Here is a 17,998-nt window from a genome sequence, read left to right as displayed (position 1 = left end):
TCGGTTCAGATTTCACCCATATCCTCCTGTTTCCGCATCAGATAGAGGAAGTACGGGCCGCCGAGGAGACCGGTGACGATTCCGACGGGAATCTGGGTCGGGCTCAACGCCAGCCGTGCGCCTACGTCGGCGCTGACCATCAACGCCGGCCCGACGAACAGGCACCCGACGATCAGCTTCTTGGAGTCGCTGCCGACGAGGTTTCGCACCATGTGCGGCACGATGAGCCCGACGAACCCGACGATTCCGGCGACGGCGATGCTCGCTGACGCCGCGAGAACGGCGACGCCCGACAGCGCGAATCGGGCTTTTTCGATCGACATGCCGAGCGACTGCGCGGTCTGTTCGCCCAAGAGGAGGACGTCCATCTGGCGCGAACCGGCGACAGCGAATAGGACCACTACGGCTGTCGACGGGAGAATGAGTCTCACCTGATCCCAGTCGGTTCCGATGAGCGACCCGGTGGTCCACGCGATGGCCGACTGCACGACTCCGATATCGTCCGCGAAGAAGAACAGCCCCGTCTGGAGCGACCCGAAGACCGTTCCGACGATGACGCCGGCGAGAACCAGCCGAATCGGCGAGGTTCCGTTCTTCCAGGCGATTACGTAGACGATCAGAAACGCCACGGCACCGCCAACCGCGGCGATTATCGGGAGAAACGCCGTCAGACTCCCGAAGACGACGAGCGTCAACAGAATCATGAGCCCGGCACCCGAGGAGACGCCGAGAATGAACGGGCTCGCGAGTTCGTTTCGGGTCACCGCCTGAAATATCGTTCCCGAGACGCCGAGGTTCATGCCGACGAGAGCTGCGACGAAGACCCGCGGCAGCCGGATGTTCCAGACAATGAGGCTCTCGGAACTCATCTCGGGCATCGTTTCGCCTAGCAAGAACGCATCCCAGGCCTGCGGGTTGAACACCACGTCCGGATTGAACAGCGCACGCCACGCCTCGAAAAACGTCATCGAGTAGGCGCCGTAACTGATCTGTATCAGCCCGCCGACGAAGACGACGGCGACGCTGGCGAGTACCACGGTGGCGAGTTTCGGATCCAGGAGCCACCCGAGCCGCGACTCGGTTAGCCGCGAGCTCGCGGTTCGTCCCGTTCCGACGTTCGACTTCTTCTCGCTCATCCTCGAATCGTTCCGGCCGGTTCGCTCGAGAGCGGCTCTCCGGTGCGCTCGGTTTCGTTGCGCGCGTTGCCACCGTTTCCATACGGTTCCAGCCGCCGTTCGAGTGATACGCCGCCGCTGACTCCACCGCCGGACGGCAGACGACGTTGCTGAACCGACGTCCCCAGCCACCCGAATTTGCGTCTCATATCTATTTAGGCCAGCCTAAAATATAAAATCGTTCTGGTTTTAGGCAAGCCTAATCACTGGTCGGTAATCACGCTGTGGCTCTCTACGGTACATTTTGTTCTGGTTCCGCTTCGTCTCCATCCGATTTATCGGTCCGTTCGATCAGGCGATAGGCGGCTGGCGAGCGGCGATCCTACTGGAAAACTGGTCCCAGTTCTGCAACTGCGGGCGCCATCGGAGAATCGACCCGTCTGCACCGACGAGTGGCCCAGCTCTCAGTATGGGCCGCCGCAGTGCGGACACAGCGGCGATCCGTTTTCCGGCACGGCCGCCCCGCAATGCGGACATTCGTGGTCAGGAGACGTGATTTCGTCGACGATTTCGTCCGTCCGTTCGCGAATCGACCCGAGCGACCCGATCTCGTCGGTATCGCCGGCCGTGTTCTTCCCCGTAGCCGTTGCAAAGCGTGCGCGTTCGGTTACGAACGGTTCGTCGCTCTCCTCGGCGAGCGTCGCGAGTCGTTCGGATGAGAGTGGCGATCCGTTCGGAGCGGTCCGAGCGACCAACCCGAGCGCCTCGGCGGCGCGCCCGCGAACGTGCGGACGCTCGTCCTCGAGGCGCGTCGAGAGGGCGTCGACCGCATCGGACAGGGCAGCCGGATACTCGCTGCCGACCGCGACGAGCGCCGTACAGAGGTGATAGCGCACGAGTTCCTCCTCGGCGTCGAGATGTGCCGCGAGATCCGCGACTCGGTGACGCAACCGGCCCGGATCACCCAGCGCGATATACGCGAGCGCTTTGGCGAGTTTCTCCCTCACTTCCGGTTCGTCGAACGACAGTCCGATCACGAGGTTCGCCAGTAGATCCGGCGTCGCGACGTCCTGGGGGTAGTCGGCTCCAATGTAGCCGAGCGCCTCGGCGGAGCGCGCCCGAACGTAGTAGAACTCCTCCTCGTCGGCGAGTCGACCGGCGAGCGCGTCGACGTCGTCGATCACGGTGTCCGGATTCGCCCTCGAGAGGGCGACGAACAGTTTCGCGGCGTTCAGCCGAACCGATCGCGTCTCGTCGGTGAGAAATGGGACCAGTTCGTGAACGTGTGGAGCGAGAACGTCCGGGCGATCGTCCGCGACCGATCGCATCGATCGGAGCAGTTCCTTCCGTCGTTTGGGTTCCGCTCGCTGATATGCCCGGAACGACGTGCTGACGCTCTCGTGAGCGCCGTCACGAAGGCGCTGCGTTACGATATCGATCGGTTGTAGTTCGGGGACGTCTTCCATTGTGTATCGGACTCGTTACTGGCCTCTCACGCCGTGCTGTGAAAAGCGTCAGGGACAACCGTCATCTTATTGTTCTTCGTCACCGATCCGCGCTGTGATGCGGTGGTCGTGGGTATACACCACGGGACGGTTGGCGAGCAGTACGGGGCCACTCGGAACCACTTTCTCGAGACGGCTACCACCATTGCTCGCGAACGACGACCTCCCTCTCCGGATTCTGCCGTATCGTGTTGCTGGCGGAATTTTCTATAGCAGTATGGGATTTATGAATGATGAGTTTGCGGTACTGACGGCTCTTCATCGCCGAAACCGGCCGAATCGTCTTTGAAGGAAACACACGTGATTACTTCGATAATCAAGTGTGATTTTGCGTGGGTACGTCCCCTCTGGGGATCGCAATCGATGAACCTCGGGCGGAGACGACCTCGAGAGACCGATCGCACGCGAATTCTGAACGAACGCGATCGAGGCATTCCTCTAGCCGAAGTCGAAACGCGAAGAGGGCACCACTTCCCGACGAAACCGCAATCGCTGTGCTGAGAGGATTTTCGAGTGGCTCGATACGCTCCGTTTCGGATGTCCGATCGTCAGGTGGACAGTTGTCTTTCCTAGCATCTTTTATTTACATATGTATGCGTGTAAAGGCCCCAGAGCAATCAGTGCCCCAAGTCTCGATAGCCGAAATCGCCCGTTAGAACCGGCTATAAATCGGGGAACTTGAGCTCCAGCTCGAACTCGTTACCCGTTTCGCGAAGTCGCTGCGTCAACGCTTCCTTCGACTGTTCGTTCTTGATTCGCTCGATCGGCCCGCCGAGCGCGAGCGCTCCGAGAACCTCGTCCTCCGGCCGGATGGGAACCGCGATTCCACAGTACCCTTCGACGTGCTCCTCCCAGTTGTACGCGTATCCTTGTTCGCGGACCTGCTCGAGTTCGGCCACCAGTTCTTCTCGATCCGTGATCGTATGTTCGGTGAGTGCGGGCAGCCCCACCGTATCGATGATTTCGTCGAGGCGATCCTCGGAGTCGTAGGCGACGATCGCCTTCCCCGCCGCGTTCGCGTGGAGGAAAATTCGCTTCCCCGGCCGGCTATCGATCGACGTCGCGTGTTCGCCGGTCGCTGTGTACACGTGGTAGCCGAGCCCGTTCTCCTCGACGATGAACTGCACCTGTTCGCCGGTTTCCTCCGCGAGCGCTTCGACGAACGACTCGGAGAGGCGGTTCACTCTCCGTCGGTCGCGAACTAGTCCCCCGACGTTGAGAAACTCCAAGCCGGGATGGTACGTGTCGCCGTCTCTGGTGACGTACCGCCGCTTGAGGAGGGTATTCAAGTGGTGGTACACCGTGCTGTTCGCCAGGCCCAGCGCTTCCGCGATCTCGTGGAGTTTCGCCCCGTTTTCCGTCTGGAGGTACTCCACGATGTCGAATGCCGTCTCCGTCGCCTGCACCGTTCGCATCTCGCTAAAATCTTCGTCCATAGTCGACCTCTAGCTTCTACCGGCAAAATACTTCGGATAATTCGCTGCAGATATTCCTATTATTCGCTCGAGTTGTTTTCATTTCGGGTCGAAATCGACGACACTACAGACTCGAGTCGCCCGAAACCGTTCGGTCCACTATCATCGTCGAAGCGAGGAGTGTCTGAGATTCGGCCTCGGACTGAAGGTCGGTTAGCGAGGAGGAAAACGAACTGCTGTGTACATGTTTGTCTGTATCACCCTTCATATCCGTCATTGGAACACTGCGCGGCATATTTTCTCTGTCACTCGCGAAAAGTCGTCTCACGGAGTTTCCGTCAGCTTCTGCGAGGAACCTCCTCGACGATATCGTTCAGTCACTGGTATCGTCTCTCGCGAATCTGCCGCATTCGCGCCGTAGCAACAATGTTTAACTCGCCGGACGGTATTGGTGGACATGGATCAGTAAGCATGACTACTCGAGTCGCTCTTCTGGGAGCCGGCGGAAAGATGGGTTGCAGAATCACCGACCGCCTCAAGGATAACGCCAGATACGACGTGCGGTACGTGGAACCGAGCGAGGAGGGCCGGGAGAGACTCGCCGATCGAGGCGTCTCCGCGGTCGACGAAGCGCAGGCGCTCGACGGCGCCGGGATCGTCGTCATGGCGGTTCCGGACGACCTCATCGGGCCGATTTCCGAAGATATCGTCCCGAAGATCGACAGCGGAACGATGGTCGTGCTCCTGGACCCCGCGGCGGCGTACGCCGACACGCTCGCCGAGCGGGACGATATCTCCTACTTCATCACCCACCCCGCCCACCCGTCGATCATCGATGCGAGTTCGGATTTGAGCCGCGACGATCCGGACTGGTTCGGCGGCCGGGGTCGAGAGGAACAGGACATCGTCTGTGCCCTTCATCAGGGCCCCGACGAGGACTACGAGCGCGGCGAGGCCCTCGCACGCGACATCTATGCGCCGGTCCGCCGCGCCCACGAACTGACGACAGAGCAGATGTTCCTGCTGGAGCCGGCGCTCGTCGAAATGGTGCTCGGTTCGTGTCTGTACGCCGTCCGGGAAGCGTACGATCACGTGGTCGAGCAGGGGGTCCCCGAACAGGCGGCACGGGATTTCCTCTTCGGCCATTTCAGGGTCGAACTGGGGATCGTGTTCGGATTCACTGACTTCCCGTTCTCCGACGGCGCGCGGGAGATCATCGACGAGACCGAACGGGACCTCTTCAGGGCCGACTGGAAAGACCGAGTATTTTCCGAGGAGAAGCTCGAGGAGATCGCGTCCGAAGTGGCGTAGAAACGCCGGCTAGCGCTCTCGAAATCTCGTTGCCCGGTGACTCGCTTTCGAGAGCGGAACGCCCGTCGCCGTCACAGCGTACTCAGTACGAGACGAGAACGGGAAGTCGGTCAGTCGGCGTTTTCGAGTCCGCCCTGCTCGACGACGCCGAAGTAGTCGAACTCGTCGTTTTCCGTATGGACCTGCCCGCCTTTGAGCGCGAGCTCGAGGCCGTCGAACGCCGTAGTCGCCGAGTGCGCTCGGCACAGCGGCCCGCCGGGCGCGGCCGGGGCGATCGCCTCGAGCGCGTCGAGGTTCAGCTCGGAGATCACGTGGCTGCTCGTGTCCCCGCCGGCGACGCAGGCGCGCGTCACGTCCGATCGCTCGAGGAGTTCGCGGAACATGACCCCCTGCTGGTGCCCCAGATACGATTCGAGGTTCTCCGCCGTCCCGTGCTCCTCGAACGCCGCTCGTGTGGCGTCGATAGCGGGGTCGTCCGGACCGCGGGCGGAGTAGAGGACGACGCTCTCGCCGTCGTCCAGCGCGGCGAGGGCCTCCTCGACTGCGGCGGCCCGCGCGTCGCTCTTCTGGTCGGGGTCGACCAGACGCTCGGTGTCGATCGAAACGAGGCGGAACCCGTGTTCGTTCGCCCAGTCGATCTGCGCCGCCGTCTCTTCGGAGGCGCTGCCGGACATGACGGCGATGTTGTCCGCCGGCTCTCGCTTCTCGAAGTACGTCGCATCCCGATCGATCTCGCCGGTCTCGTCCCAGTGACTGACGAGGGCGTGATGCTCGAGACCAGAGGAGCCGACCGCGAACAGCGGGCCCGACGCGTCGGTCGCGCGGTCCCACAGGAGGCGTCCGATCGTCTCGAGGTGGTCCGTGTCCAGCGCGTCGAGGACGACGATTTCGTCCTCGTTCTCGCGAATCGTCCCCGTGAGCTCCGCCTCGGCGGCCTCGTAGTCGTCGAGGAACCGTTGGTCGACGCGGCCGATCGGACGACTCGTCTGCTCTCCGAGGTGGCGCCGGAGGTCGCTCTCGTGCATCGGGGTGACCGGATGGTCGCGCATGGTCGGGTGGCGGTCGATCCGGTACATCTCCCCGCCGCGTTCTGCGAAGAGATTCGAGAACGCGACGTAGCGCCCGTGCGGGACCTCTGTTCCCTGAGAGACGGGCACGAACGGCGAGTCGTACGCGTCTTGAGCGACGTCGATCGCGGTCCCGATGCTCCCGACCTCCGGCGAGGAATCGAACGTCGAACAGACCTTATAGTGGACAATCGGAGCGTTCAGTTCGCCGAGCGCGTCGAAAACCGACGGGAGCTCCGACTCCATCTCCTCCGGCGTCATGGTGCGACTCACGCCCGCGACACCGACGGCGTCGAGGTCATCGAAGCGTTCCAAGTCTTCCGTAGTCGGCGGTCTCGTGAAGAGGACTGCCCGAACGCCGTTGTCGGCCAATCCCTCCAACGCGTCCGTCGATCCCGTGAAGTCGTCTCCGTAGAACGTCAGCAGTAGGTCGGTATCAGTCATGGTCTCCGTAGTACTCGATCGCGGTTCGCAGTTCGTCGTGCGTCTCTGCATATTCGTCGAGCGGGACGCCCTTCATCGCGGCTTCCCACCCTTGCTTGAGGTGAGCGACGCCCGCTCGAGGTCCGTCGGGGTGGCCGTGGATGCCTCCGCCCGCCAGGTACATGAGGTCGGTGTTCCCGACGGACTCGTAGGTGTCGTGCGCCTGTCCGGCCCACTGAGCCGAGGAAAACACGGGCATCACCGTGTCGTCGTCGGAAGCGATCGGCGTCTGGCACTCTATGGCGGAGGAGACGACCGATTCGTCCGATTCCGTGAACTTGTTTCGGATGCCGCTCACGTGCAGGTGGTCGACGCCGGCGAGTCGCCAGAGCTTCTGCCACGCTTCGTAGCTGAACCCCAGCTGGGGACACCGGGAGAGCGCGCCCCATCCGTTTCGGTGCCCGTGGATCGGGAGGTCCGACTCCTCGCGGAGTTTCTGGACGCCAGCGAGACCGACGCTGCGGAGGCTCACCATGAGGCAGTTGCCGCCGGCTTCCTTCACCGCGTCGTGTCGCTCCAGCATTTCGTCGACGTCGCCGGTGACGTTACAGGCGTACAGCACCCTTTTCCCGGTCTCCGCTTCGTGGCGGCGGATGGGGTCTATCACTTCCGCGATGCGGTCTTCGACCCGAGAGTAGGGCGGGCTGGCGATGAGTTCGTCGTCCTTGATGAAGTCGACGCCCGCCTCGACGAGCGTCTCGACGACGTCGCCGGTCTCCTCCGGAGAGAGGCCAACGCTGGGCTTGATGATGCTCCCGATGATCGGTCGATCCTGGACGCCGAGGAGTTCGCGGGTCCCCTCGATGCCGAACTGCGGTCCCGGTTGGGCGGCCGCGAATTCCTCGGGCAGGGAGAGGTCGACGAGCCGAACGCCGGACAGCTCCTTCAGCACGAAGAGGTTCCCCGCGATCAGCGTCATCAGATTCTGCAGCGACGTCCCGATGTTCCCGACGGGGTACGAGAGGTCGACCTCCGCTCGCGTGTACGTCGGTGACTCCGCGGCGCCGGCGGGCGGAGCGGAGCCCGGAAGGGACGGTTCGTCAACGACCTCGAGTTCGGTGATCGACTCGACCGTCGCACCGTGTCGTTCGGCGAGGCCGTCCGTTTCGGTCGAGACCTCGACGAAGGTCCCGGAGGACTGTTCGTTTGCGATCGCCTCGGCCGCGTGCTCGGGCTCGTCGGGGGTTTCGATTCGGTAGGTTGCGCGTATCCGTGACATGTACTCAGTTGGTAGGTTGCTGGTCGCTCGATCCTCGTTTGGCGTCCGCTCGCCCGTCTCCACACGAACTCGTCGTCACTGCTGTACGGACGCGCGAACGGTTTCGACAAAGCTCGAACAGCTGTCGCCGGGTTCGATGCCGAGATCCGAGGCGACATCGTTGACGTGGCTGAGAACGCCGCCGTCCAGTGCCGACTTCGAATCGCCGATCCGTGCCGACTCGACGTCGACGGTCGCGGCGGGAATCCCTCGGTCGTTCATCGTTCGAAGCCGACCGATGCCGGCGTCGTCTTTGCCGACGCCCGCGTCGAAGAGCGTGATTCCCGCGATGTCGGCCTGGATGTAGGAGTCGAACTCGCCGGCGAGGCGCTCGCCGTGGCTGCCGGTGACCGTGATCGCCCCCTCGTGTTCCTCGGAGATCAGCCCGATCGAATCCAGCGTCCAGACCGGCACCTCGCCGTCTTCGACCCTCGTCTGGGTCATCTCGCTTCCGACGTCTTCTTCGACGGGCTCGACGTCCGCGTCGTGCATCGTCGCCGCGCACTCGAGGGCGGACTGGCCGACTTCGCAACCGCAGTCTTCGGCGACGCTATTGACGTGGCTGATCTCGCCGCGAGACATATCCACGCCGTCGCCGATTCGCGCGCTCTGGTTGTCGACCGTCGCGGCCGGCAGGCCGAGCTCCTCAAGGTAGGAGAGCGATTCGATGCCGGCGTCGTCTTTCCCGACGCCGGCGTTGTTGAAGACGATCCCGGTGAGCCCGAGCTGTGCCGCGTATCGCCCCGACGAGATGCCGCCGTGACTGCCGGCGACGATGGCCGACCCTCGCGACTCTTTCGGCTGGGTGATGCTATCGACTAGTCGAATGTCTCTTGGCATCGTGGTTCATACGCCGGTCCGAAATTGTAAGAATACTTTGCTTGTTGCAATATTTGCTGGTACGTTTCCCTCCACCCTAAACGTCTCGTGTGATCGGCGTTACCGCGGGAAAAGTTATTTGTGACCGAGGAACGCACTCTTCGATGTGTTCGAACGAATCCACCACATAGCGATACTTATCGGCGGCGTCGAGCGAGAGATAGACGAATATACGGCCGTGTTCGAGGACGACTTCGGCATGGAGCGGATTCAGAAGGTCCACTTCGAGGACGACCACTGCGAGGTCGCACTCTACTCGGTCGGCGAGACCATCATCGAGTTCACGTCTCCGACCGGCGAACGCGGCTGGCACTATGAACACCTCCAGGAGCACGGCCCCGGCTTCTTCCACATCGCGTTCGAGGTCGACGATATCGAGCAGCGGCGGGCGGAACTCGAGGAACTGGGGTACGGCTTCGTCGACGAGATACGAGACGGGATCGACTGGAAGATCACCACGCTCGATTATCACGACACGCCGCTCCCCATGCAGCTCGTCGAAGATCCGCGGCCCGTCGACGAGCGCGCGTAACGGAAAAAGAGGGTTCGGGTTACACTTCCTATCGAGAAGCCATCCGTTCTCGACGAAACGTCGTCGGAAACGAGAGCGGAGAAGGCGCCGGGTCGGTACGGCCTGCCCCCTCATCGAAGATATCAGGCTTCGGTTGAGAATCGGATCTCAGTGCTTGACGAGATCGCGCATTGGAGTCACGCCGTGTTCCTCGACGTTCATCCTGTCTCCGACTTCTGCGATTTCGATACTCCGTGGAAACGGAAACGAAGCCCTGTGCTCGTGCAGCGATTTCGGGTCTGCTAATCCGCCCTTCCACATATCATAATGGCACGGGAGTAAGCGGTCGAGTCGGAGAGCATTCGCCGACTTGATCACGTCGTTCTCGTTCATGTAGAGCTTTCCGGCCGACGAGTGCGGACGCTCCGCTCCGGTAAACGAAGCCCAGTCGTCGCCGTAGAACACCTGAGCGTGAGTGCCGAACGCAAGGGAACCCAAGTCGATATCGAACTCCGTGCCGATTTCGTGAAACGCTTCGGTGAATCGGCTGTCTCCGGGCGTAAAGAAAGTGCCCGTCTCGTGCTCAATAACGTAGGAGACATCGCCGACCGCGTCCGGATCGTTGCTTTCGCGAACGTGGATCACTAAATCGCCGACGGTGTACGAGGTGTTGGGTTCGACGATCCGGCGCCGGGGCTTCGGGGCGCGTAACTCAGCGTAGTCCTTCTGCGGTGACTCGAAACAGGTCTCGGACGCGTACAGGTCCGCATCAAGGTTCTCCACCATCGGACCGTACGAATCGGGATGGAAGTGGTCGAAGTGCTCGTGTGTGATGAGGACAGCGTCACAGTCGGTCACGTCCTCGGGATCGAGGGGGACGGGTATCATTCGGTACCACGTCGGCGGATCGCCGTCCCCGAAATACGGGTCGACGTAAACCGTCGCTTCGGGCGACCGAAGTACGAACCCGTTACAGCCCATATACCAGACGGTAAGCCGGTCCGGTTCGCTCGCTTCGACTTCCCGCTTTAGGAACGCATCTCCCCAGGTGGAATGCACCATACTTGACAATTATAACGGATGTATCATGATAAATATTTTCGTTCGAACGTGAACGAACTCGTAGAAGGCCTCCTTCGAGGATCACGAGTTCGAGGTCGCTCTACTCGGTGGGCGAGACTATCATCGAGTACCCTCAACCGCCCGAAGAACGACAGCAATCGCACGGCGACGCGAGTGGCGCCGAACTGATCCAGACGATCACTGCGACGGTCTCAGGTAGTACCCCGCGGCTACCTGTGCTCGCCGGGCGAATCCGCTTTTAGTGACGCAATCGTCGCTGCCATACGGTGGTTCGATCAGTAGCCGCCGCCCATCGTGGTCGTGACGCCGCCGTCGACGACCATCGTCTCGCCGTTGATGAAACTCGCGAGCGGGCTGGCGAGGTACAGCGCGGTGTCCGCCACGTCCTGGGGCTGGCCGATCCGACCGAGCGGCGTCGCCTGCTCGTGTTCCTCGGACGACTCGTTGTCGATCAGCTCGAGGTCGTCCGCCGTCATGGGCGTCTCGATCATGCTCGGGTGGATCGAGTTCACGCGAATACCCTCGTGTCCGAGTCGATCCGCCAGCGCGTACGTCATCGATTCGACCGCGCCCTTTGACGTGGAGTACCGCACGCCGTCGCCGCGGCCGATGAACGACGTGACGCTGGACATGTTGATGATCGAGCCGCTCCGCCCCGCTTCGACCATGCTCTCGGCGGCCGCCTGGGCGCCGAAGAAGACACCCTTGACGTTGATATCCATGATTCGGTCGAAGTCCTCCTCGGTCGTCTCGAGGAACTCGTCGCTGTGCGTGATGCCGGCGTTGTTGACCATGATCGAGACGCCGCCGAACTCGTCGGCGACGTCGATCGCGTCGCGGAGGTCCGAAACGTTGGCGACGTTGCATTCGACGTAGGCCGCTTCCTGACTGTACTCTTCCTGAATTTTCTCGTGGGTCGGAACGCCCCCGCCGCGGGGGTCCGACTGCAGGTCGGCGACGACGACGTTTGCGCCGTGTTCTGCCAACGTCAGGCTGATCGCTCGTCCGTTACCGCTCGAGCCGCCAGTAACTACCGCTACATCATCCGCTAACCAATCGGGCATGATTCCTGTGGGAATTCTTCTCCCACCTATATAAGTGTAGCGCTGATAGCAAAGGAGCGGTTCGATGTGCAGTTTCGCTATAGATGAGTCTAATGCTCGAGGAGGGCGCTACGATGAACCGAGCACGGACGAACGACTCGCGGTCGATCCGAACTCCGCAGTCGAGCCGTCGAAGCCGTCCGTTTCGGTACCGGCCGTCTCGTCTCTCCGGTCCGATCACACGGTCGAGGATCCCGCGGAGAGGCCCCTCGGACAGCAAGTTTTTAATCGTCAGTGGTGTTTCGTACACTCATGACGGACGACACAGCGCAACTGTTCCAGCCAGGCGAGTCTGCGACGGGGAACTGGATTTCGATCGGCCATCCGGCCGTCGCGGAAATCTGTTCCGAGGGATTCGACTTCGTCGTTATCGATATGGAGCACACCGATATGGGCCTCGAGACGATCGGGAATATGCTCCGGGCGGTCGACGACGACGCGGCGGCGATCGTCCGCGTCCCGCTGAATGACCCGGGGTGGATCAAGCGCGTCCTCGACCTCGGCGTTGCGGGGCTCATGATTCCGATGATCGAAACCGCCGAGCAGGCGGCGCAGGCTGTCGACGCGATGCAGTACCCGCCAGCGGGAACGCGCGGAGTGGCACCCGCACGCGCGTCCGATTACGGCCGGACCTTCGGCGAGTACTTCGAGACCGCCGACGACGAGTTGACTACGATCCTCCAGATCGAAACGGAACGAGGCGTGGAAAACGCGTCGGATATCCTCGCCGTCGACGGCGTCGATGCGGTCATAATCGGTCACGGAGACCTCTCTGCCTCGCTGGGCGTCTTCGGAGAGTGGGAGAACGAGCGGTTCGAGTCGGCATTGGACTCGATCGTGACGACGGCCCGGGACTACGACACGGCCGTCGGGATGCTGGCCACCGACCGCGAGAGTATCCACCGCTGGACCGACGCGGACGTTGACTTCCTGATAGCCGGCGCCGACATCGTCTACCTTTCGGAGGGGAGCGACGCGGCGCGAGCGGAGTTCGAGGACCTCGTCGACAACTAATCGGAGTTACGGTCCGGATCGTCCGGTCGCACGATCCACGCGCGTTTTCGAGTGCTTTTTTCCTCGAGCCATCGGTGAGCGACGTATTCGGTAGCGCCGCAGGCTCGTCGGCTGAAGCGAAGGGGGTGACGGAAGAGGGGGTAACTCGCTACACGAGACCGAAGTAGCGAGGGACGGCGAGGACAGCCGAGGGGAAGAGGATCAGCAGCACCAGGGCCCCGAGCAACGGAACGTAGTACGGGATGATCCCTCTGATGATGTCCTCGATATCCAGATCGGTGACGCGTTCGAGCGCGAAGAGCACGACGCCGAACGGCGGCGAGATGAGGCCGATCATCAGGGCGACCATCATCACGATGCCGAAGTGGATCGGATCGATGCCGATCTGCGGGAGTATCGGGGCGACGATCGGGACGACGATCATGATGATCGCGATGGTCTCCATGAACGTGCCGAGGATCAGGAAGAACAGGGCGAACAGGAGGAGCAGGACCGTCGGCTCCGACGAGATGGTCAGGAGCTGCTCGGTGAGGACCGTCGGCAGGCCCGAGATGGTGAGCACGAACCCGTAGACGTTCGCGAACGCGATGATGAGCGTCAGCACGGCGGTGTCCTCGAACGTGTCGCCGAGGATGGACCAGAGCGTGCTCGGATCGAGGTTCCGGTAGTAGAGCCCGCCCAGCGCTACCGCGTAGATTCCGGCGACGGCGGCCGCCTCGGTCGGCGTGAACAGGCCGGTCGCGATGCCGCCAATGATGATTGCCGGTGCGATGAGGCCGGGCAGCGCCCGCACGCTCGACTCGAAGAGTTCGCGGAGGCTGAACGACTCCACGGATGCCGTGCCGCTCCTCAGCGCGCCGACGGTGATGAACGCCATGAGGCCGAGGCCCATCACCAGACCGGGGACGATCCCGGCGAGAAAGAGGGCCCCGATCGAGACCTGCGCGGTCACGCCGTAGACGATGATCGGAATACTCGGCGGGATGATCGGTCCGATGGTCGAGGACGCGCCGGTGATTCCGGCCGCGGTCGAGCCGTCGTACCCGCGGCTGGTCATCGCCTCGTACTCGATGGATCCGAGTCCGGCGGCGTCGGCCACCGCTGCGCCGCTCATCCCGGAGAAGATAATACTCACCACGACGTTCACGTGGCCGAGTCCGCCGGGGAGCGGACGCACCAGAGCTTCGGCGAAGTCGAAGATGTCGTCCGTCAGGCCGATGGAGTTCATCATTCGTCCCGCGAACAGGAAAAACGGGATCGCGAGCAGCGTGAAGCTGTTCAGCGAACTGTACATCTGATTTGCAAACGTATTGACGGTCCACATCGGACCGACGCCGAGCAGCATCACCAGCGCGGAGACTAACCCGAGGGCGAACGCGACGTGAACGCCGAACACGTACATGACTAGCAACGGCACGACGAACAGCACGGCCAGCAGTATCGGATCAGTCATCATCGACCACCCGGGCGTCCGGCTCCGTGACTTCGCCGGTCCAAATCCGCGCCGTCTGCTCGAAGATAAACACGATACAGAGGCCGAACACGACGATGAGGTAGACCGTCAGGTATCCGACTTTCAGCCAGCCGACCGTCGGAAGCGACTGCAACATCGTTCGTTCCAGGACGCTGAAACCGGATAGTATCATGAGCGAGCACATCACGACGACCAAGACGTTCGAAAGCGAGATCATGAGGTTCCGGATCGAATCGGATACCATCCGCAACAGCGGCCGTACCGAGATGTGATTGTCGCGCCGCATCGCGTACGGAACGCCGGTTAGCGTCATGAACACGAGCATGTATCGAGCGACCTCGGTCGTCCAAACGCTCGGGAAACTCACCGGAACGAATCGAAAGATGATCTGTAGTCCGACGATAACTCCCATCGTCGCCAGGGTGAGCTTCCCGAGGCCGCCCAGCAGCTGTTCTATCCTGTCCAGCAGGGGTCGGACGGACATCGCGAAATTCAGGGTGACTATATCTCGTATGCTAGTCATGGTGTTCTCTATTCACGTCCATCCACGTTAGGCTAACGACTGTACGTCTTCCAGGCTCGGCTTCCAGCGGTCGCTGAAGAACTCCTCTAACTGCGGTTCCGCGGCGCTCCGGAACGCGTCTTGGTTGACGTCATCACTGGAGACGACCGTTACGTCGTGTTCGTCTTGCACCATCTGGAGGAGTTCGTCCGCTTGGGATCGGGTCTCTTCGTTACCCCACTCGATCGCTTCGTCCAGCGCCGTCTGCATCGCCTCTTGTTCGCTTTCGTCCAGCCCTTGCCACCGATCCTCGTTGATCACCCAGTTCTGCGTCTGGAGAAGATGATCGGTCTGCGAGAAGTGCGTCTGCACCTCGTACAGGCTGGAATCCACGAACTGCGCGATTGGCCCCTCGGAGGACGAAACGACGCCCGTCTGAAGCGCCTGGTACAGTTCGTCGTACGGAACCGGCGTCGCCTCGGCGCCGATCTCTTCCCAGCTGTTGACCCACGTCTCGAACTCGGGGAGTCGCATCTTGACGCCCTCGATATCGGACGGCTCGCTCACTTCTTTGTTCGCGGTCGTTCCTCGAAGACCGCGGAACGCCGACCCCAGGATTCGCTGGTTGGCGTCCTCGATCAGCTGATCGTTGAACCCGCCGTCGCCGTAGACGTACTCGTCCATGAGCGCCTGAAAGTGCTCCCAGTCCTCGGCGACGAACGGCGCTTCTAGGAACCCGTACTCGGTGCCGTACGACTGGGTGAGCGCCGTCATCGCCACGCCGTGACCGGCGATACTCCCGGAGGACGTGGCGCTTATGTGGTCTTCCTCCCCGCCGAGGCTCACGTACTCGATGCTCAGACTTCCGTCGGTCTCGTTCGAGAGGTTCTCTCCCCACCGCTCGAGGAGTTGCACTTGCGAGTGGTCTTGCCCGAACGTCGCAGCGATCTTGAAGTTGTCTCCCGACGTTCCGTCGCCGATACAGCCGGCAAGCGTGCTGATACCGAGTGCTGCCGTGCCACCGATAGCTTTCAATAGCGGTCGCCGTCCTTGTTCTGCCATGGTAACCCATACTACACAACCAGCTAATTATGCATAAAGATTGGGGGATTATCCGGTTCTAATTCATTAGAAGGTTGCATATGTCGCACAGCCGAACCAACCGAAGCGCGTCGGGATCAGCTGCACACTCTGCCAGTGAGGAGCTCAGATCCGTATCAATACCGGGTGAGTAACGAATGGAGCGTACCGTCGAACAGGGTAGGGATCCTGATGATTTGGTCCTAAGTTTTCCTTTCCATACGCGTGTAGAACGGCAGTAGCCGACCAGCGCTCGGAGTCACTTCCGATGGAGCGCTCCAGAGTTCTTTGCCGAGAAACTGGCCGGAGAGGAGGCGTATCGATAACCACTCTAGCGAATATGACCTGAAAGGGGTAGACGGACCCGTTCGCACCGTACCGGTTATCCGCCTTCGCATCTCGCGAAGCCAGACGGTGTCAACACCGGTTAGCGACGCTCGTGTACCACCCGGTCTACGGGTCCACTCGAGCAGTCGAACCCTGCAATCTGCCGCGATACACGTCGCGATATTGCGGACCGGCTGTCTTCGTGTCGCATCACTGCTTGTAGTTCTCCGCGGCGCACGATCGCTGACTGGTATCGAAGTGTACGAGAGACCGCTACGGGCCGTACTTCGGCTCGTTCACTGGCCCAACACGGACACCACCGGCCGATTCGTGTTGAGAAGGATAGACTGAGCGACGCTCCCAAAGAGCATCTTCCCCGTTTGCGACCGCCGTCGCGGACCAACGACGATGTATCGCGCGTCGTGGTCGTCCGCGTACTCGACGATTTCGTCCGCCGGATCGCCGATCCGTCCGATTTCCGTCGTTTCGACCGCAACGGGATGTTCTTCGAGTAGGTCCGTCACCACGCTCGCAGCAACTGCACGCAACTCCGATATCTCGACACCCTCGTCCTTGCTGATGCCCGTGGTTTCGGCATCGATGGCTTCCGATCTCGTCATCACGTGGACAACGTGTAGGGTTTCTCCGAGCTGGTCGGCCAAGGCGGCCGCCTGCTTGAGGACGTCTGACGCTCGCTTCGAACGGTCGACTGCTGCAACGATCACCATAATCAGTTCTCATAACCCGCATTATTATAGTTGTTTCTCCGTCGTGACTGTCCAGGTCTATTCGAACCAGTGGCTCGAGAGGACTGCGGATCGCTCTCTCGAGGATGCCGGGATTAGTAGCCCGATCGAAATTCGTTTCTCGCTAATTCTCTGACGGGGAAGACAGGCTGGATTGTCTATTCGCCTAACCGCGAAGATACTTCATGACGTTCTATCCAGATCGAAAACAGAATCTCGGTATTTACTCTATGAACGGCATCTCGAAGGGATCACTAATCCGTTGGAAGCACCCTATCCGTCACCTGGATAGAATTTCGGTTCGCACCTCGCTAAAGAGGATGATGTCTCGATTCAGTGAACCCGTCGAGAGATGGAACTTACGAGTTCAGTGTTGTCGCGCATCTCATCCCATGACGAACGAGAACGGATGAGAACGAATGCAGCATACAAGAGTGTATATTTACAGATGTACTCCTGTAAAACCTTCTGGCAGACTCTAAGGCAGGGGATGAGGCATCTCACAACCTCTAGCGTCCCGACCAATCGTTTGAGAGTTACAAACAGATTGAATGGGCCTTTCGCAGTCGACGGGGTGTTCGGGCGCCAGCTGTTTGCTCATCGGTCGGCCGTCGTAGGGAGTTCGCTGAGAGTCTACCGCCGGTTTCGGTGTGGGTCTGACCCGTCTGAAAACGCGTTTCGCGTACTTCTACAGGAACCGGGTAGCGCGAGTACGCGTCGCATCGTTCCGTGCGGCCACTGCTCGTTCCCTCGGGATAAGCCGCAACTCGCTTGAGTCCGTCCGCACTAATTCGACCGATCTAGCTGATTTCTGTCGATGTGTCTCGCGCACGGAGCGTCGATTCCGTTTGACGACTACTAACACCGTCTCGTAAGACTCGAGATGCGTTTTCGGACTGGCACTTGAGGTACTCGTCCCAGCGATCGGCTGGTATCCGTCCTCCGATTGGCCAGTAGCCGCTCGATAGCGCGAGAATTCCTCCCGATGGGCCCGTCGATAGTCCGGAAAATTCGCCCGAATCGGAATTTTCGTTCGTCTACTTCAAACGCGCGGCGGTGTGGTCCCGTCCTTTCTACGGAGACGATGGCCCGCGCGTCGCGAATCCGACGGCTAACGGCGCGATC

Annotated in this window: 15 protein-coding genes; 3 read left to right on the top strand and 12 right to left on the bottom strand. The window is 61.2% G+C overall.

The genetic code is table 11. The annotated features are described in order from the left end of the window. Positions 1-5: 5 nt before the first annotated feature. The 3 genes from EH209_RS19675 to EH209_RS19665 form a co-directional block, all read right to left on the bottom strand. Positions 6-1,136 carry a FecCD family ABC transporter permease gene (locus tag EH209_RS19675; RefSeq protein ID WP_126664516.1) on the bottom strand — a complete coding sequence of 377 codons (1,131 nt, stop codon included), beginning with the start codon at positions 1,134-1,136 and terminating at the stop codon, positions 6-8. A 443-nt stretch (positions 1,137-1,579) separates the two neighbouring features. Then, on the bottom strand, positions 1,580-2,581 hold the full coding sequence (locus EH209_RS19670) for a HEAT repeat domain-containing protein (protein ID WP_126664515.1): 1,002 nt from the start codon (positions 2,579-2,581) through the stop codon (positions 1,580-1,582). Between the two features lie 701 nt (positions 2,582-3,282). After that, positions 3,283-4,056, bottom strand: coding sequence for an IclR family transcriptional regulator (locus EH209_RS19665; RefSeq protein ID WP_126664514.1), 774 nt, complete (start codon positions 4,054-4,056; stop codon positions 3,283-3,285). A gap of 489 nt (positions 4,057-4,545) precedes the next feature. On the opposite strand from EH209_RS19665, the gene EH209_RS19660 reads away from it, so the two are divergent. Further along, complete coding sequence (locus tag EH209_RS19660; protein WP_211338393.1) at positions 4,546-5,346, top strand: phosphogluconate dehydrogenase C-terminal domain-containing protein; 801 nt, start codon at positions 4,546-4,548, stop codon at positions 5,344-5,346. A 110-nt stretch (positions 5,347-5,456) separates the two neighbouring features. Here the strand turns inward: EH209_RS19660 and EH209_RS19655 are convergent, their stop codons facing one another. The 3 genes from EH209_RS19655 to EH209_RS19645 all read right to left on the bottom strand — a co-directional run bounded on the left by EH209_RS19655 (position 5,457) and on the right by EH209_RS19645 (position 8,994). Continuing rightward, positions 5,457-6,857, bottom strand: coding sequence for a four-carbon acid sugar kinase family protein (locus tag EH209_RS19655; RefSeq protein WP_164722087.1), 1,401 nt, complete (start codon positions 6,855-6,857; stop codon positions 5,457-5,459). After that, positions 6,850-8,115, bottom strand: coding sequence for a ribulose-bisphosphate carboxylase large subunit family protein (locus EH209_RS19650; RefSeq protein WP_126664511.1), 1,266 nt, complete (start codon positions 8,113-8,115; stop codon positions 6,850-6,852). Before EH209_RS19650 ends, EH209_RS19655 begins: the two co-directional genes overlap by 8 nt. 75 nt (positions 8,116-8,190) lie before the next feature. Continuing rightward, a complete protein-coding gene (locus EH209_RS19645) occupies positions 8,191-8,994 on the bottom strand; it encodes a hypothetical protein (RefSeq protein WP_126664510.1) in 804 nt (267 codons plus the stop codon). A 145-nt stretch (positions 8,995-9,139) separates the two neighbouring features. On the opposite strand from EH209_RS19645, the gene EH209_RS19640 reads away from it, so the two are divergent. Then, positions 9,140-9,565, top strand: a complete 426-nt coding sequence (locus EH209_RS19640) for a VOC family protein (RefSeq protein ID WP_126664509.1) — start codon at positions 9,140-9,142, stop codon at positions 9,563-9,565. Positions 9,566-9,712: 147 nt separating this feature from the next. Here the strand turns inward: EH209_RS19640 and EH209_RS19635 are convergent, their stop codons facing one another. Further along, a complete protein-coding gene (locus EH209_RS19635) occupies positions 9,713-10,606 on the bottom strand; it encodes an MBL fold metallo-hydrolase (protein ID WP_126664508.1) in 894 nt (297 codons plus the stop codon). A 296-nt stretch (positions 10,607-10,902) separates the two neighbouring features. After that, entirely contained in the window at positions 10,903-11,691 is a 789-nt protein-coding gene (locus tag EH209_RS19630) for an SDR family oxidoreductase (protein WP_126664507.1), read from the bottom strand. A gap of 291 nt (positions 11,692-11,982) precedes the next feature. Between EH209_RS19630 and EH209_RS19625 the strand changes: the two genes are divergently transcribed. Next, positions 11,983-12,744 carry an HpcH/HpaI aldolase family protein gene (locus EH209_RS19625; protein ID WP_126664506.1) on the top strand — a complete coding sequence of 254 codons (762 nt, stop codon included), beginning with the start codon at positions 11,983-11,985 and terminating at the stop codon, positions 12,742-12,744. Positions 12,745-12,892: 148 nt separating this feature from the next. Here the strand turns inward: EH209_RS19625 and EH209_RS19620 are convergent, their stop codons facing one another. The 4 genes from EH209_RS19620 to EH209_RS19605 all read right to left on the bottom strand — a co-directional run bounded on the left by EH209_RS19620 (position 12,893) and on the right by EH209_RS19605 (position 16,855). Continuing rightward, a complete protein-coding gene (locus EH209_RS19620) occupies positions 12,893-14,197 on the bottom strand; it encodes a TRAP transporter large permease (RefSeq protein WP_126664505.1) in 1,305 nt (434 codons plus the stop codon). Then, complete coding sequence (locus EH209_RS19615; RefSeq protein WP_164722086.1) at positions 14,190-14,702, bottom strand: TRAP transporter small permease; 513 nt, start codon at positions 14,700-14,702, stop codon at positions 14,190-14,192. Before EH209_RS19615 ends, EH209_RS19620 begins: the two co-directional genes overlap by 8 nt. Positions 14,703-14,768: 66 nt before the next feature. Further along, positions 14,769-15,782, bottom strand: a complete 1,014-nt coding sequence (locus tag EH209_RS19610; protein WP_126664503.1) for a TRAP transporter substrate-binding protein — start codon at positions 15,780-15,782, stop codon at positions 14,769-14,771. A gap of 641 nt (positions 15,783-16,423) precedes the next feature. Further along, positions 16,424-16,855 (bottom strand): universal stress protein, encoded by a 432-nt coding sequence (locus EH209_RS19605; RefSeq protein ID WP_126664502.1) that lies wholly within the window; start codon positions 16,853-16,855, stop codon positions 16,424-16,426. Positions 16,856-17,998: the final 1,143 nt, after the last annotated feature.

The sequence above is a fragment of the Haloterrigena salifodinae genome, from assembly GCF_003977755.1.
GTDB classification, from domain to species: domain Archaea; phylum Halobacteriota; class Halobacteria; order Halobacteriales; family Natrialbaceae; genus Haloterrigena; species Haloterrigena salifodinae.
This window is presented reverse-complemented; position numbering and strand designations above follow the sequence as displayed.

What these genes read in the sequence shown, in the direction of transcription:
- EH209_RS19620 (WP_126664505.1), bottom strand. Translation starts at nt 14,197, where the DNA reads ATGACTGATCCGATACTGCTGGCCGTGCTGTTCGTCGTGCCGTTGCTA.
- EH209_RS19610 (WP_126664503.1), bottom strand. Translation starts at nt 15,782, where the DNA reads ATGGCAGAACAAGGACGGCGACCGCTATTGAAAGCTATCGGTGGCACG.
- EH209_RS19675 (WP_126664516.1), bottom strand. Translation starts at nt 1,136, where the DNA reads ATGAGCGAGAAGAAGTCGAACGTCGGAACGGGACGAACCGCGAGCTCG.
- EH209_RS19615 (WP_164722086.1), bottom strand. Translation starts at nt 14,702, where the DNA reads ATGTCCGTCCGACCCCTGCTGGACAGGATAGAACAGCTGCTGGGCGGC.
- EH209_RS19655 (WP_164722087.1), bottom strand. Translation starts at nt 6,857, where the DNA reads ATGACTGATACCGACCTACTGCTGACGTTCTACGGAGACGACTTCACG.
- EH209_RS19665 (WP_126664514.1), bottom strand. Translation starts at nt 4,056, where the DNA reads ATGGACGAAGATTTTAGCGAGATGCGAACGGTGCAGGCGACGGAGACG.
- EH209_RS19645 (WP_126664510.1), bottom strand. Translation starts at nt 8,994, where the DNA reads ATGCCAAGAGACATTCGACTAGTCGATAGCATCACCCAGCCGAAAGAG.
- EH209_RS19670 (WP_126664515.1), bottom strand. Translation starts at nt 2,581, where the DNA reads ATGGAAGACGTCCCCGAACTACAACCGATCGATATCGTAACGCAGCGC.
- EH209_RS19660 (WP_211338393.1), top strand. Translation starts at nt 4,546, where the DNA reads ATGGGTTGCAGAATCACCGACCGCCTCAAGGATAACGCCAGATACGAC.
- EH209_RS19630 (WP_126664507.1), bottom strand. Translation starts at nt 11,691, where the DNA reads ATGCCCGATTGGTTAGCGGATGATGTAGCGGTAGTTACTGGCGGCTCG.
- EH209_RS19635 (WP_126664508.1), bottom strand. Translation starts at nt 10,606, where the DNA reads ATGGTGCATTCCACCTGGGGAGATGCGTTCCTAAAGCGGGAAGTCGAA.
- EH209_RS19625 (WP_126664506.1), top strand. Translation starts at nt 11,983, where the DNA reads ATGACGGACGACACAGCGCAACTGTTCCAGCCAGGCGAGTCTGCGACG.
- EH209_RS19605 (WP_126664502.1), bottom strand. Translation starts at nt 16,855, where the DNA reads ATGGTGATCGTTGCAGCAGTCGACCGTTCGAAGCGAGCGTCAGACGTC.
- EH209_RS19650 (WP_126664511.1), bottom strand. Translation starts at nt 8,115, where the DNA reads ATGTCACGGATACGCGCAACCTACCGAATCGAAACCCCCGACGAGCCC.